The organism is Thauera sp. 63 (assembly GCF_000310165.2).
Lineage (GTDB): Bacteria > Pseudomonadota > Gammaproteobacteria > Burkholderiales > Rhodocyclaceae > Thauera > Thauera humireducens.
On the sequence record NZ_AMXC01000001.1, the window covers coordinates 1 to 14366 of the forward strand.

15 protein-coding genes are annotated in these 14366 nt (G+C 66.8%); 8 read left to right on the forward strand and 7 right to left on the reverse strand.

The features are described 5' to 3' along the window. Nucleotides 1–633 (reverse strand): alcohol dehydrogenase catalytic domain-containing protein (locus tag C664_RS00005; RefSeq protein ID WP_004251000.1); only part of this gene is annotated, 633 nt, incomplete at its 3' end. Between the two features lie 218 nt (nucleotides 634–851). Between C664_RS00005 and C664_RS00010 the strand changes: the two genes are divergently transcribed. From C664_RS00010 to C664_RS00025, 4 genes are all read left to right on the forward strand, one after another. Next, nucleotides 852–1334, forward strand: coding sequence for a peroxiredoxin (locus tag C664_RS00010; protein ID WP_004251002.1), 483 nt, complete (start codon nucleotides 852–854; stop codon nucleotides 1332–1334). Next, nucleotides 1324–1809, forward strand: a complete 486-nt coding sequence (locus C664_RS00015) for an FKBP-type peptidyl-prolyl cis-trans isomerase (protein ID WP_004251004.1) — start codon at nucleotides 1324–1326, stop codon at nucleotides 1807–1809. Before C664_RS00010 ends, C664_RS00015 begins: the two co-directional genes overlap by 11 nt. 130 nt (nucleotides 1810–1939) lie before the next feature. Further along, nucleotides 1940–3151 (forward strand): ISL3 family transposase, encoded by a 1212-nt coding sequence (locus C664_RS00020; RefSeq protein WP_443080555.1) that lies wholly within the window; start codon nucleotides 1940–1942, stop codon nucleotides 3149–3151. A 50-nt stretch (nucleotides 3152–3201) separates the two neighbouring features. Further along, nucleotides 3202–5298, forward strand: a complete 2097-nt coding sequence (locus C664_RS00025) for an ABC transporter ATP-binding protein (RefSeq protein WP_083483017.1) — start codon at nucleotides 3202–3204, stop codon at nucleotides 5296–5298. An 18-nt stretch (nucleotides 5299–5316) separates the two neighbouring features. On the opposite strand, the gene C664_RS00030 is transcribed toward C664_RS00025, so the two are convergent. Continuing rightward, nucleotides 5317–6828, reverse strand: a complete 1512-nt coding sequence (locus tag C664_RS00030; protein ID WP_004251008.1) for a transglycosylase SLT domain-containing protein — start codon at nucleotides 6826–6828, stop codon at nucleotides 5317–5319. A gap of 253 nt (nucleotides 6829–7081) precedes the next feature. Between C664_RS00030 and C664_RS00035 the strand changes: the two genes are divergently transcribed. Further along, the gene (locus C664_RS00035) at nucleotides 7082–7456 is read left to right on the forward strand and encodes a response regulator transcription factor (RefSeq protein ID WP_004251009.1); all 375 of its coding nucleotides are present in this window, start codon (nucleotides 7082–7084) and stop codon (nucleotides 7454–7456) included. A gap of 12 nt (nucleotides 7457–7468) precedes the next feature. On the opposite strand, the gene gloB is transcribed toward C664_RS00035, so the two are convergent. Next, nucleotides 7469–8242: a hydroxyacylglutathione hydrolase gene (gene gloB / locus C664_RS00040; RefSeq protein WP_004251010.1), complete on the reverse strand. Its 774-nt coding sequence runs from the start codon at nucleotides 8240–8242 to the stop codon at nucleotides 7469–7471. Between the two features lie 27 nt (nucleotides 8243–8269). Between gloB and C664_RS00045 the strand changes: the two genes are divergently transcribed. The 3 genes from C664_RS00045 to dnaQ are packed head-to-tail and all read left to right on the forward strand — an operon-like array spanning nucleotide 8270 to nucleotide 10229. Further along, the gene (locus tag C664_RS00045; RefSeq protein ID WP_038010477.1) at nucleotides 8270–8998 is read left to right on the forward strand and encodes a class I SAM-dependent methyltransferase; all 729 of its coding nucleotides are present in this window, start codon (nucleotides 8270–8272) and stop codon (nucleotides 8996–8998) included. Further along, on the forward strand, nucleotides 8999–9457 hold the full coding sequence (gene rnhA / locus C664_RS00050; RefSeq protein ID WP_004251014.1) for a ribonuclease HI: 459 nt from the start codon (nucleotides 8999–9001) through the stop codon (nucleotides 9455–9457). Nucleotides 9458–9509: 52 nt separating this feature from the next. Further along, on the forward strand, nucleotides 9510–10229 hold the full coding sequence (gene dnaQ / locus C664_RS00055; protein WP_004251017.1) for a DNA polymerase III subunit epsilon: 720 nt from the start codon (nucleotides 9510–9512) through the stop codon (nucleotides 10227–10229). Nucleotides 10230–10232: 3 nt separating this feature from the next. Here dnaQ and C664_RS00060 read toward each other — a convergent pair whose 3' ends face one another. The 4 genes from C664_RS00060 to mutS form a co-directional block, all read right to left on the reverse strand. Next, the gene (locus C664_RS00060; protein ID WP_004251019.1) at nucleotides 10233–10640 is read right to left on the reverse strand and encodes a CBS domain-containing protein; all 408 of its coding nucleotides are present in this window, start codon (nucleotides 10638–10640) and stop codon (nucleotides 10233–10235) included. A gap of 30 nt (nucleotides 10641–10670) precedes the next feature. After that, nucleotides 10671–10883 carry a (Na+)-NQR maturation NqrM gene (gene nqrM, locus C664_RS00065; RefSeq protein ID WP_004251022.1) on the reverse strand — a complete coding sequence of 71 codons (213 nt, stop codon included), beginning with the start codon at nucleotides 10881–10883 and terminating at the stop codon, nucleotides 10671–10673. A gap of 118 nt (nucleotides 10884–11001) precedes the next feature. Then, complete coding sequence (locus C664_RS00070; protein ID WP_004251024.1) at nucleotides 11002–11772, reverse strand: spermine synthase; 771 nt, start codon at nucleotides 11770–11772, stop codon at nucleotides 11002–11004. Nucleotides 11773–11781: 9 nt separating this feature from the next. Beyond that, nucleotides 11782–14340, reverse strand: a complete 2559-nt coding sequence (gene mutS, locus C664_RS00075) for a DNA mismatch repair protein MutS (protein ID WP_157353865.1) — start codon at nucleotides 14338–14340, stop codon at nucleotides 11782–11784. Between the last annotated feature and the right edge of the window lie 26 nt (nucleotides 14341–14366).

Genomic DNA, 14366 nt, shown 5'->3' on the forward strand with positions numbered 1-14366 from the left:
GAAGGCATAGACCTCGCGCCCCTGCCACACCGCGACCTGGCAGATGATGTGCGCGGCAGCGCCGAATCCGTACAGGCCGATGCGTCGCGCGTCGCCTGCCATCGCCAGCGCGCGGTAGCCGATGAGTCCGGCGCACAGCAGTGGCGCCGCTTCAGCCGCATCGAGCGCGTCGTCGAGCGGAAAGCAGTAGCGCGCGTCGGCCACCGTGTATTCGGCGTAGCCGCCGTGGATCTGGTAGCCGGTGAAGCGTGCGTGATCGCACAGGTTTTCCTGGTGTCGTCTGCAGTAGTGGCAGCGGCCGCAGGTCCAGCCCAGCCAGGGTACGCCGATGCGCAGCCCGGGATCGATGCCCTGTACGCCTGGGCCGAGTGCGGCCACGCGGCCGACGATCTCGTGGCCGGGTACCATCGGCAGCACGGGCTCGGGCAGTTCGCCATCGACCAGATGCAGGTCGGTGCGGCAGACGCCGCAGGCTTCGACGCGGAGCAGGATCTGGCCAGGCTGTGGCACGGGCAGTGGCAGATCGACGGCCTTCAGGGCTTCGCCAGGGCGTTCGAGCACCATGGCGCGCATGCTGCGGGGAAGCGCCGCAGGTGTGCGTGCGGTCCGGCTGGCGTGGTTCGTGGACGACATCACGGAGCCTCCTGTGCAATGTGCGATGATGCAGTGCGTCTTGAGCGCACCGCGCTTCTGGGCTATTGCTTCATGCAGGTGGCCGCGGCAGGCACTCGAGCGGTCGGCCAGATCCAGGGAGGAATGAAATCATGTTCGTCCAGCCCCCACCCCAGCCCGGGCCCGGTAGAGTTCGCCGGGGGTCTCGGCTAGAATCCGCCTCACGTCAGGGAGACCCAATGCTGCAAAGCGGAGACATCGCACCCCCGTTCTCGTTGCCGGACGCGGACATGGAGATTTTCGATCTCGCGTCGGTGGCCGGCAAGCACCATGTGGTCCTCTATTTCTACCCGCGCGATCGTACGCCTGGCTGCACCTTGCAGGCGGCTGACTTCAGCGATCACGAGGACGATTTCACCCGCCATGGCTGCATCGTGGTCGGCGTGAGTCCCGACGACTGCCTGACCCACGCCGAATTCCGCGACGAGGAAGGCCTGTCGATCCGGCTGCTGTCGGATATCGACAAGGAGGTCTGCCAGCTGTACGGCGTCTGGCAGCAGAAGGAAGTCGATGGCGTGAAAAAGATGGGCGTACGGCGGTCGACATTCATCATCGACAAGAATGGCACCATCCGCCACGCGTTCTACGATGTAGCACCTCGCGGCCATGCGGCTGCGGTTTTTGATTTGGTCAAGAAACTGGAATCCGACAATGCAGAATGAGATTGCAAAGAATAGCGTCGTGACGCTCAACTACACCGTCCGCGACACGGACGGCGCCGTCATCGACGATGGCCAGCACCCGCTGGTGTATCTGCACGGCGGATACGACGGCATCTTCCCGGTGCTGGAAGAAACCCTGCACGGCAAGAAGGTCGGCGACACCTTCCAGGTCAAGCTGCAGCCCGAGGATGCCTTCGGCGACTACGACGAGGAACTGATCCTGGTCGAGGATGCCAAGCTGTTCCCGGAGAACATCGAAGTCGGCATGAGCTTCGAGCGCGTGTCGGACGACGGCGAGGAAGAACTGATCTACCGCGTCACCGACATCGCCGACGGCAAGGTCGTGGTCGATGGCAACCATCCGCTCGCCGGCGTCGCGCTGGTGTTCGACGTCACGGTCGCTGAAGTGCGTGCCGCGACCGCCGAGGAAATCGCCCATGGCCACGTCCATGGCGCAGGCGGACATCACCACTGATTGCCCGCGGGCCGCGCAAGCGGCCTTTTTTTTGGTTCTTCGCGCGATCTGGGGGAAGTAGTGGTTGACGGTTCTGAGGTTGGTAGATTGGCAGTCGCCAAACAAACCGATCCCCTTCCTCTTCCCCGTCATGCGCGATGCTATGTTGGGCGTGGTCTTCTGGGAAGGCCGCCTCGTCGATTCATGCCAGGAGCGAGCCGACGGTTCGCTCCTTCTCACCCTCGCTGAAGACCCCTCACACCGCCCGCGATGTGGGCGCTGCGGTAGCGACTGTGTTCTGCTCCACGAGCGCCGGCGACGCCGGGTGCGCGATCGAGACTGGTTCGATCGACGCGTCTGGCTGGATGTGCCGATTCGCCGCCTCGACTGTTACCAGTGTGGCGCACGGGCGGCCGAGCGCCTGAGCTGGCTCGACACGGGTGAGCGCATCACACACCGATTACGCGCCTGGATCGAGGCGCTGGTGCAGATCCTGCCGATCGCCCACGTCGCCCAACTCACGGGCTTGCACTGGCACACCATCAAGCGCATCGACCATCGGCGTCTGCAGACCCGGTATGGCACTTTCGATGCGCAGGGCGTGCGTCGGTTGGTGATGGACGAGTTCGCGCTGCACAAGGGGCACCGCTACGCGACGGTGATCATGGATGCTGAACGTATGCGCGTGTTGTGGGTCGGCGAAGGCAACAGCCGCGAGGCGATCCGGCCCTTCTTCGAATTGCTGGGCAAAGAGGGCTGTCAGCACATCGAGGCGGTCGCAATGGACATGAACACCGCCTTCGATCTGGAGGTGCGCGCCCATTGCCCGAACGCCGAAGTCGTCTATGACTTGTTCCATGTCGTCGCCCGCTTTGGTCGGGAGGTCGTCGACCGGGTGCGCGTCGATCAGGCCAATGCCTTGCGCAGTGCGCCCGCACAACGTCAGGTCATCAAGCGCTCGCGCTGGTTGCTGCTGCGCAACCGCGACAACCTGGGCAACGAGCAGGCGGTCAAGCTCGAGGAACTGCTGGCGGCCAACGCACCGCTGGCTACCGTCTATCTGCTGAAGACCGCCATCAAGGAAATCTGGTTTGCGCCATCGATCAGAGACGGCGCCCGAAGATGGAAAGACTGGTACCGCCTGGCGATCGAAAGCGGCATCGCGCCGGCGATCGCCTTTGCAAAGCGACTCCGAAAGTACCTGCGTGGCATCCTCGCCTCAGCCATCTTTCCCTTGAACACCAGCATTCTCGAGGGCGTCAACAACCGCATTAAGGTCATCAAGCGTATGGCCTACGGGTTCCGGGATTCAGCCTATTTCTTCCTGAAGATCAAGGCCGCCTTCCCCGGAAAGGCGCGATGAACCTTTTTTTTGACCCTGTCGGCCAACATCCCTTCCCAACGCGCGCAGCAATGAGTTCATCCGAGCCCGTCGTGGCCTCCGCACGACTGTTGTCAACGCTTTCGATCCCATCGCCGGCACAGTCATTGCCGCCCTTGCTGTCCGTCTCCGGCCTCGGTGTCGTCATCGATCGCGGGAACACCGAGTTGCGTCCGGTCGACGGCGTCGATCTGACGATTGCGGCGGGCGAGACCTTTGCGCTGCTGGGCGAGTCGGGCTGCGGCAAGTCGATGACCGCGCTCGCGCTCACAAGGCTGCTGCCCGACAGCGGGCGCATCGAGCGCGGCGAGGTCCGGCTGAATGGAGAGGATCTGCTGCGCCTGCCCGAAGCGGCCATGCGCAGCGTGCGCGGCGGCCGTATCGGCATGATCTTCCAGGAGCCGTCGACCAGCCTGAACCCGGTGATGACGGTGGGCGCGCAGATCGCCGAGGCGCTGGCACAACATGGCCTGCGGGGTGCGCTAGCGGATGCCGAGGCCTGCCGGCTGCTCGAGGCGGTCGGCATTCCCGATCCGGCACGGCGCCTGCGCGACTACCCCTTCCAGTTCTCGGGCGGCATGAAGCAGCGGGTGATGATCGCGATGGCGCTCGCCGGTCGCCCGCAACTGCTGATCGCGGACGAACCGACCACCGCGCTGGACGTGACCATCCAGGCCCAGGTGCTCGACCTGCTGGCCGATATCCAGGCCGAGCGCGGCATGGGCATGCTGCTGATCACGCACGATCTCGGCGTGGTCGCGCGCATGGCGCACCGGGTGGGTGTGATGTACGCGGGCGAGGTGGTCGAGACCGGCCCGCGCGAGGCCTTCTTCCGCGCGCCGCTGCACCCGTATGCACGCAAGCTGTTCGCGGCGCTGCCGGGCAGCGACCGGCGCGGTGCGCCGCTGGATGCGCCCAGCGGTTCCGTGCCCGCACTGGACCGCGAATTCGTCGGCTGCCGCTTCGCCGAGCGCTGTCCGCTCTCCTTCGACCGCTGCGACGACGAGGCGCCGGGCTGGCACCGCATCGGCGAGCAGGCGGTGCGCTGCCACCTCTACGAAGGCGTCAGCGTCCTGCATCCGCAACCGCAACCCGTTTCACTGGCGGCGGCGCTGCATCGTTCGCGCAGTGCGGCGCCGGTGCTGGAGGTGCGCGACCTGAGCGTGCATTTCCCGGTGCGCAAGGGGCTGCTGAAAAGAGCGGTGGGCGAGGTGCGCGCAGTCGATGGCGTGAGCCTGCGCCTGTCGCCGGGGCGAACGCTGGCGCTGGTGGGCGAATCCGGCTGCGGGAAGACCACGGTCGGCAAGGCGATCCTGAAGTTGATTGCGCCGACGGGCGGCGAGCTCTTCCTCGACGGCGAGAACATCACCGCGCACGAGGGCGACGCCCTGCACGAGATGCGGCGCGCGGTGCAGATGGTCTTCCAGGACCCGTTCGCCTCGCTCAATCCGCGCATGCGCGTCGGCGACATCATCGAGGAAGGCATGGTCAGCCTCGGCGTCGAGGCTGATCCGCGCGTGCGCCGCGCACGCATCGACGAACTGCTGGAGCGCGTCGGGTTGTCGCCGGACATGCGCTGGCGCTATCCGCACGAGTTCTCCGGCGGACAGCGCCAGCGCATCGCCATGGCACGTGCGCTGGCGGTGTCGCCGCGGGTGATCGTGTGCGACGAGCCGACCAGCGCGCTCGACGTCTCGGTGCAGGCCCAGTTGCTGAACCTGATGCATGAACTGCAGGCCGAGCGCGGGTTGGCCTATCTCTTCATCACGCACAACCTGGCGGTGGTCGAATATTTGGCCGACGAGGTGGCGGTGATGTACCTCGGGCGGATCGTCGAGGAAGGGCCGGTGGACAAGGTCCTGCGCGCGCCACTGCATCCCTATACCCGCGCGTTGCTGGCTGCGGTGCCGCGGATTGCCGCTGCGGGAGGCGTCGACGATGCGGCCGCCAGCGGAGCGCCGCGGCTACCGAACACGGACCTGCCGTCGCCGCTCGATCCACCGGCGGGCTGTCATTTCCATCCGCGCTGCCCGCATGCGACCGACGTCTGTCGCGCAAGCTATCCGCCGGTCACCGAGTTCGGCCAGTGGCACCGTTTCCGCTGCCACTGGCCGCGGCTGGAGGCTTGATCCGGCCGGTCACCTGGATCAGCGCTTCGGTGCGGCCCCCTGGGGCGTGGTCGTCGCCTTCTTGACGGGGGGCTTCTGGGCGGGTGCTTTCTGTACGGCTTTCGCGGCAGGTTTGGCTGTGCCCGATGTGGCCGAGCCCGGTTTTTTCGCGGGCGCCTTGGCGGTGGCCTTGCCTGGCGCCTTCTTCGCCACAGGTTTGTGCGGCGCCTTGGCATCGGCCTTCTTCGGGGGGGGCGAGGCCGCCGGACTCGCCGATGGGGCGCTCTTCAAACCTTGCCCCACAGGCGCTTTCAGGCCGGTGCCGCCTCCGCTGTTCGTGGCGCCGATCCTGAGCCCCTGCTGACGCACGGCCGCCGCGGCGAAGGGCAGCAGGCTACTGACGGCCAGTGCGCCCTCCGGGTCGACGCCCGCTGGCACCAGCAGCGTGTGGCCGGGCGACACGGTAGCGCTTCCCAAGCCGTTGATCTGGCGCAACTGGGCGGACGACAGGCCATGTCGTGCGGCAATCTTGTCCAGGGTTTCGCCGCGCTCGACGGTGTACATCGTCCACCCGCGACCGCTGCGCTGCAGTTCGTCGAGGCCCTCGCGCAGCTTGCGCACGCGGTCGGTCGGCACGATGAAGGTCTGACCGGGCATCGTGGTGGCCGGCCGGTTGAAGCCCGGGTTCAGCGCCAGGAACTCCTCCAGCGGCATGTCCGACAATTCGGCCGCGGTGGCGAGATCGACGCCGACGGGTGCCTCGACGGCGACGAAGTGCATCTCGTTGGCAACGTAGGGCAGTTCGAGATGGAAGAGTTCGGGCTCGCCGATGATGTTCTTGATGGCCTGCAGCTTGGGCACGTAGTTGCGGGTCTCCTCGGGCATGCGCAGGTGGCTGTATTCCAGCGGCAGGCCGTCGTCGGCGTTGCGTTTCAGCGCGCGCTGCACGGCGCCTTCGCCCCAGTTGTACGAGGCCAGCGCGAGATGCCAGTCGCCATGCATCTCGTAGATCTTCTGCAGGTAGTCGAGCGCGGCATTGGTGGAGGCGATCACGTCACGTCGCTCGTCGACCCAGGAATCCTGCGTGAGGTTGAAATACTTGCCGGTGGACGGAATGAACTGCCACAGGCCGGACGCGTGCGAGCGCGAATAGGCCATGGGGTTGAAGCTGCTTTCCACCATGGGCAGCAGCGCCAGTTCGGTCGGCATGCCGCGGCGCTCGAGTTCGTCGACGAAGTAGTACAGGTAGCGCCCGCCGCGGGCCAGGACCTGCTTCAGGAAGGCGGGGCGGTTGAGGTAGAAGGCCTGCTGTTCGGCCACGCGCTCGCTGTCGAGGTCGGGCATGCCGAAGCCGCGGCGGATGCGGTCCCAGATGTCGTTGGCGTCGCGCGTCAGGTCGAGCGTGAGCACCCGTTCGGGTACGACGACTTCCTCGACTTCGACGGGCTGATCCGAGGGCGCGATGGCATCCTGCGCCTGCACGGCCGTAGGCTTGCCCGCAAACCAGATGCACAGGACACCGGCGAGGAGGGCTACGAGGTGTCGGGTCATGATCGGGGAGCCATCTGCGGCCCCGGGGCGTAAAGCGCGCAAGTCTAGCGACGAGGCGGACGGCACGTCAATTTGCGCCTGGCGTGCGGTGCGCTGCATTTCCGGCGAGCGTATGCCGGAGCACGACGGTCTTCGAGGGCGTGTGCAATTGCACATGTTGGGCATTCGAGCGGGCTGGGGTTCGCGCTTTCCGCTGGCATTCCGGCGATAATTGCAGGCTTCCAGATCAACTGAATCTCTCCGGTGAGCAGGCATGTCGCGTAGGGACCGAACCATCGTTGTAGTCGATGACAACGAGCTCATCCGGATTTCGCTGCGCGCGATCCTGCGTCAGGCGGGTCATGTCGTGGTGGGCGAGGCCAAGTGCGGTGACTCCGCGCTCGAGATGATCGAGCGGCACGTGCCCGATCTGGTCTGTCTCGATGTGAACATGCCGGGCCGCAACGGTCTGGACGTGCTGGGCGAGGTGCGTCAGCGCTGGCCCAAGGTGCGTGTGATGATGGTGACCTCGCAGGCCGACCGCGACAGCATCCAGACCATGCTTGCCCGGGGCGCGGACGACATCATCCTGAAACCCTTCAATGGCGCGCGGGTGGTCGAGACCATCGCCCGCGCGTTCAAGCGCTGAACGCGGGACGCGTCAGAACACGTTCTTCCACTCGCGCAGCGCGGCCAGACACGACACCGCGTCAACGGGTCGTTGACCGGTATGGCCGGCGACGGCTTCGATGATGCCGGGCTGGTCGCAGCGCAGGAAGGGATTGATGGCCTTTTCCCGTCCGATGCTGCTCGGCAGTGTCGGACGGCCCGCGTCGCGCAAGGCCGCGCACTGTTCGGCATAGGCGTCGCGTTCAGGGTTGTGCGGTTCGGCGGCACGTGCGAAGGCCAGGTTCGACAGCGTGTACTCGTGGGTGCAATACACGGCCGTGTCGTCCGGCAGCGCGGCGAGGCGGGACAGCGAGCGGGCGAGCTGGGCGGGCGTGCCTTCGAACAGGCGTCCGCAGCCGGCCGAGAACAGGGTGTCGCCGCAGAACAGGATCGGCTGCGAGGCGCTGCGGCCGAAATAGGCGACGTGGCCCGCGGTGTGGCCCGGGACTTCGAGCACCTCGAAATTCAGGCCGAGCGCAGCGATGTCCACCGTATCGCCGTCGCCCACCGGATGGTCGACCCCTTCGATCGCCTCGTTGAAGGGGCCGTACACCGGTGCGGGACATGCCTGGCGCAGGCGGGCGAGCCCGCCGACGTGATCCGCGTGGTGGTGGGTGACGAGGATCGCAGCAAGCCGCAGCCCTTCGGCCGCGAGGTAGTCGAGTACCGGAACGGAATCGCCCGGATCGACGACCAGCGCCCGGTCGCCCGCGCGCAAGAGCCAGATGTAGTTATCGCGGAAGGCAGGAAGAGGGATAATGTCCATCCGCGAATTGTGAGGGGCTGATCGCCGATGTCAATGCCGGACCTCTCCGACTGGCTGGAGACCCCGCTCGGGCACTATCTGCTGGATTGGGAGCGCCGTGCGATCGATCGCACGGTGGCAGACATCTTCGGCTACAACGCTGTGCAGATCGGCCTGCCGGACGTCGACCTGCTGCAGGCGAACCGCATGCCTTTCCGCTTCAATTGTTCGCGCGACGGCGGGGCGGCGGTGCGTGCGCAGGCCTTCGAGCTGCCGTTTGCGACGGCGAGCATCGATCTGGTGCTGTTGCCGCACGTGCTGGAGTTTTCGTCCGATCCTCACGGGGTGCTGCGCGAGGTGGAGCGGGTCCTGGTGCCCGAAGGCAGCGTGGTGCTGAGCGGACTCAATCCACTGAGCCTGTGGGGGGTACGGAAGGCGCTTGCGCGGGCTGAGGGTGCTTTTCCCTGGCGCGGGCACTACCGCTCGTCGATGCGCATCAAGGACTGGATGAAGCTGCTCGGGCTTGAAGTGGTGGGGCTCGAGTCCGGCTGCCATTTGCCGGCGGTGGGCACCGATGCGTGGCTGCAACGCTGGAGCTTCATGGACCGCGCGGGCCCGCGCTGGTGGCCGGTGCTCGGGGCGGCCTACGTGATGCACGGGGTCAAGCGCGTGCAGGGCATGCGACTGATCATGCCGCAGTGGCGCGAACGCAAGGCTTCGGCCAAACGACTATCGACCGTTGCCCAGCGCAACGGTGAAACACGGAAAACGCAATAGATGGAAGAAGTGGATATCTATACCGATGGGGCCTGCAGCGGAAATCCCGGCCCCGGCGGCTGGGGCGCGATCCTGCGCGCCGGCACGCACGAGAAGGAAATCTGGGGTGGCGAACCGGCCACGACCAACAATCGCATGGAACTGCTCGCGGTCATCCGTGCGCTGAACACGCTGAAGCGCCCGGTGATGGCGCGGGTGCATACCGACAGCCAGTACGTGCAGAAGGGGATCTCGGAGTGGATCCACGGCTGGAAGGCGCGCGGCTGGAAGACGGCGTCGAAGGAGCCGGTCAAGAACGCCGACCTGTGGCGGGCGCTGGACGAGGCGCAGACACGTCATCAGGTGAAGTGGCTGTGGGTGCGCGGCCACTCGGGGCATGTCGAGAACGAACGCGCCGATGCGCTCGCCCGGCGCGGCGTGGATGCCGTGCGCAAGAGCGGCAAGGCGGTCGAGGCCTGAGCCGCGTCCGCGGCCCATCTCACCTTCATCGAATTCATTCAGAGGAGCGGCAATGCGACAAATCGTGCTCGATACGGAAACCACCGGCCTGGACTGGCGCAATGGCGACCGCGTGATCGAAATCGGCTGTGTGGAACTGCTCAACCGCAGCCTGACCGGCCGCCACTTCCATGTCTATCTGAACCCGGGGCGCGGCATCGACGCAGAGGCCGTCGCGGTGCATGGCATCACGGAGGAGTTCCTCGCCGACAAGCCGAAGTTCGCGGACGTCGTGACGCAGTTCGAGGATTTCGTCCGCGACGCGGAACTGGTCATCCACAACGCGAGCTTCGACGTCGGCTTCCTCGACAACGAACTGGACCTGCTGGGGCGCGACAAGCTCGGTCGCCTCTGTGCCGGCGTGATCGACACGCTGAAGATGGCCAAGGAGCAGAATCCGGGCAAGAAGGCTTCGCTCGATGCGCTGTGCGATCGCTACGAGATCGACAACGGCCATCGCGAACTGCACGGCGCGCTGCTTGACGCGGAACTGCTGGCCGATGTCTACCTGGCGATGACGCGCGGCCAGGAAAGCCTGATCATGGCGCTGGACGAAGACCTGCCCGCGCATGACGTCGATGGCGACGGGGCGCCGCGCGAGCGCAAGCCGATCAAGGTGTTGCGCATCAGCGACGCCGAACTGCAGGCTCACCAGAGCGTGCTCGACGACATCGCCAAGGCGAACAAGGGCTTGTGTCTGTGGCTGGCGCCGGAGGTACCAGCGACGGCGTGAGGATCAGCTGCGCTCGGCGCGCAGCTTCTCGAGCCCCCGCAAGATGTCCTGGCGCGAGATCTGCCCGACCAGGCGCGAGCCCTCGACGACCGGCAGGCAGCGGAGGTTCTTGCTGACGAAGATCTGGATTGCGTCGATCAGGCTCGCGTCAGCCGAAACGGACACCACATCCGTGCTCATGAAGTCCTGCACCGCGCCTTCCTCGCGGCGGAAGTAGGACGCGTCGAGCGCGGCCTTCAGGCAATCCCTCTCGGAGATGAAGCCGATCAGGCGCCTGTTCTCGTCGACAACGGGCGCCCCGCTCAGGCCGTGTTCCAGCAGCTTGTGGACCGCGCGCAGCAGGTTGGTCGAAGGGCTGAAGGCGAGCTGGTCGCCGATCATGTAGTCCTTGACGAGCAGGGATTGCAGCATGGTGTCTCCGCAAAGTGGCGTGTGATGTGATTATTGTCGTGTGTCGGTCGCAGCCTCGGCGGCAGCCTTCATCCGCGCCTCGCGTTTGGCGCAGGGTTTCTTGCAGCCGAATTCACAGTCGCCACCGACGGCGCCGAGGCCCCCGCAGCTGCCCGCGATCGGCTTGCGGCCAAACATGACGCCGATGGCCATCGCTGCGATGACGAGCCCGATGACGCCGAGGGTGATCAGAAATGTGTTCATGGTTTTCCTGCCTTGTTCCGCTTGTTCAGGCGTCGCTGCCTGCGCGGTGGGTTGACAATAACGCGCAAGGGATCGTTCTGGCCACGCTTGCGTGAAGGGCTTTTCGGAGCATTCGCGCTCAGAGGTGCAGGACGCCGCCGGGCACGCTGCCTGACTGTTCGAGCCGGGTGATCGTGGGGCCAAGGTCGAGTCCGGTCGCAGCCTTCACTGCGCGGGCGCGTTCGCGCAGTTCGTCCAGCGGGCGCTCGATCGGCTCGCCGACAGCCCCGAAGGCGACCACGTTGCCGCTGTCGCATGAGGGAAAGGCCAGGACCCGATCGTCGAACGCTGTCAGGATGCGTTCCACGCTGGCTTTGTAGCCGCGCGAGCGACCGAAAAGATTCACCGCCATCAGCCCGCTGGCTGACAGGCGCGAACGCAGCGCCTGATAGAAAGGCAGCGTATCGAGGGCGCCCGCGCGGGCATTGCGATCGTAGCCGTCGACCAGGATGTAGTCCCAGCTTGCGTCCTTCTCCATGACGTACTGCGCACCGCAGCCGAGGTGGATGCTGAAGCGCGCGTCCTCTTCGGGGAGCTTGAAGAACTGGCGTGCGGCGGCAACGACCGACGGCGCGATCTCGACCACCTTGATACGCGCCTGCGGGCAGTGATGATGGACGAACTTGGCCAGCGAGGCTGCGCCGAGACCGATGATGAGGACGCGCTTCGGCCACTGGCCGGCGTCGTCCGCAAGACCGTCGCGCAGCAGCAGGCCTGCCATCATCTCGCGCGTGTAGGCCAATTCCAGTGCATTGGGCTTGCGGATGCGCATCGCGCCCTGGATCCAGTCCGAGCCGAAGTGCAGGTAGCGCACGCCGGCTTCTTCGGAGATGTCGATCGGTGTGCTCATCGGATGTGCTCAGGAGGCGAGGCGCTTGAGCGCGTACAGGCGCTCGAGCGCCTCGCGCGGGGTCAGCGAATCGGGGTCGATGTCGGCGAGCTCGGTCAGCACCGGGTGCGACAAGGGCTCGGCTTCGGGCTCGGGCAGGGCGGCGAACAGGTCCGCCTGCGGGCCGGCGTGGATCTCGCGGTTCTCGAGTGCACGCAGCCGCCGGCGGGCGTCGCGGATCACCGGGGCCGGAATGCCGGCCAGCGCGGCGACCTCGATCCCGTAGCTCTGGCTCGCCGGGCCTTCTTCCAGCGCATGCAGGAAGACGATGCGGTGGCCGTGCTCGACCGCATCCAGGTGCACGTTGGCGCATTCCGGATAGTCGGCGTTGAGCCGGGTGAGCTCGAAGTAGTGAGTGGCGAACAGCGTCAGGCTGCGGTTCTTCTCCAGCAGATGGCGTGCGATGGCCGCGGCCAGTGCGAGCCCGTCGAAGGTCGAGGTGCCGCGGCCGATCTCGTCCATCAGCACCAGGCTGTGCTCGCTGGCGCCGTGCAGGATGGCGGCCGCCTCGGTCATCTCGACCATGAAGGTCGAACGGCCGGAGGCGAGATCGTCGGAGGCGCCGATGCGGGTGAAGATGGCATCCAGCGGGCCGAGCTCGGCGGCATCCGCCGGCACGAAGCTGCCGACGTGGGCCAGCAGGCAGATCAGCGCGACCTGGCGCATGAAGGTCGATTTGCCGCCCATGTTGGGGCCGGTGATCATCAGCATGCGGCGAGTGGGCGCGAGCCGCGCGTCGTTGCGGATGAAGTTCTCGACCTGGCGCTCGACCACCGGGTGGCGGCCGCCGGCGATGTCGATGCCCGGCGTGTCGCGGAAGCGGGGGCGCACGTAGTTGTAGCGCAAGGCGGCCTCGGCGAAGGCGGCGAGGCCGTCGAGCAGGGCCAGCGCGCGCGCGATGCGCTGCAGTGCCGGAATGTGGGCGGCCAGCGCGTCGAGGATCGTCTCGTACAGCAGCTTCTCGCGCGCCAGGGCGCGTTCGTTGGCCGACAGGGCCTTGTCCTCGAAGGCCTTGAGTTCGGGCGTGATGTAGCGCTCGGCGTTCTTCAGCGTCTGGCGGCGGCGGTAGTCGTCCGGCACCTTCTCGGCATTGGCGCGGCTGACCTCGATGTAGAAGCCGTGCACGCGATTGAACTCGACCTTGAGGTTGGGAATGCCGCTGCGCTCGCGCTCACGGGCCTCGAGCGCCAGCAGGAATTCGCCGCAGTTGCTCTGGATGCCGCGCAGCTCGTCCAGTTCGGGATCGTAGCCCGGCGCGATCACACCACCGTCGCGCACCATGGCTGCGGGCTCGGCGTCGATGGCGCGCTGCAGCAGATCGAGCGGATCGGGCGCGATCTCGAGCGCAGCGCAGACTTCGCGCAGCAGCGTGGTGTTGCAGTCTGCCAGTGCCGCTCCCAGTTCCGGCAGGCGGGCGAGGCTGTCGCGCAGGGCGGACAGGTCGCGCGGCCGCGCGCTGCGCAAGGCAATGCGCGCGGTGATGCGGTCTACGTCGGCCACGCCGCGCAGGGCGCTGCGGACCGCACCCGCGGTGCGCCCGTCGCGGCTGTCGATGCCGTAATCGCCTTGCTCGCCGACCAGTTCCGCCACGGCGGCCTGGCGTGCGGCGGGCGCGGCACGGTCGCGTAGCGGGTGGTGCAAGGCATGTCGCAGCCAGCGCGAACCCATGCTGGTGATGCAGGTGTCGAGCAGCGACAGCAGGGTCGGTGCGGGTTCGCCACGCAGGGTTTCGGTGAGTTCGAGGTTGCGGCGGGTGGCGGCGTCGAGCCGCAGGTACTCCGACTCGCGCTCGACGACGAGGCCGGTGACGTGGGCGAGCGTCTGGCGCTGGGTGGCCTGCGCGTAGTCGTAGAGCGCGGCAGCGGCGCCGAGCGCGACCGGCAGGTCTTCGACGCCGAAGCCGACCAGGTCGCGCGTGCCGAAGTGGCCGGTCAGCAGCCGGGTGCCGGTCTCGGCATCGAACTGCCAGTCGGCCAGGCGACGCAGCGCGGGCGCCAGGGTGTCGAGCAGCGGCAGCGCCAGACCGTCGGGGATCAGCACCTCGGCCGGACGCAGGCGCTCGAACTGGGCCTGCAGCGTCTCGGCCGGGCACTGCATCAGACGGAAGTCACCGTTGGCCAGGTTCAACCAGGCCAGACCGAGCACGCCGCGATGAAGGTTGGCCGACAGCAGCAGGGCGTCGCGACGGTCGTCGAGCAGCGCGGCATCGGTCAGCGTGCCGGGCGTCACGATGCGGCTGACGGCGCGCTCCATCGGCCCCTTCGTGGCGCCGGGTTCGCCCACCTGCTCGGCAATCACCACGGCCTCGCCCAGCTTCACCAGCCGGGCGAGGTACTGTTCGACGGCGTGGAAGGGCACGCCCGCCATCTTGATCGGCTGGCCGCTGGACTGGCCGCGGGTGGTGAGCGTGATATCGAGCAGCCGGGCCGCCTTCTCGGCATCCTCGAAGAACAGCTCGTAGAAGTCGCCCATGCGGTAGAACAGCAAGGTGTCGGGATGCTGCACCTTGATGCGAAGATATTGCTGCATCATGGGTGTGTGGGCGCTGATCTCGG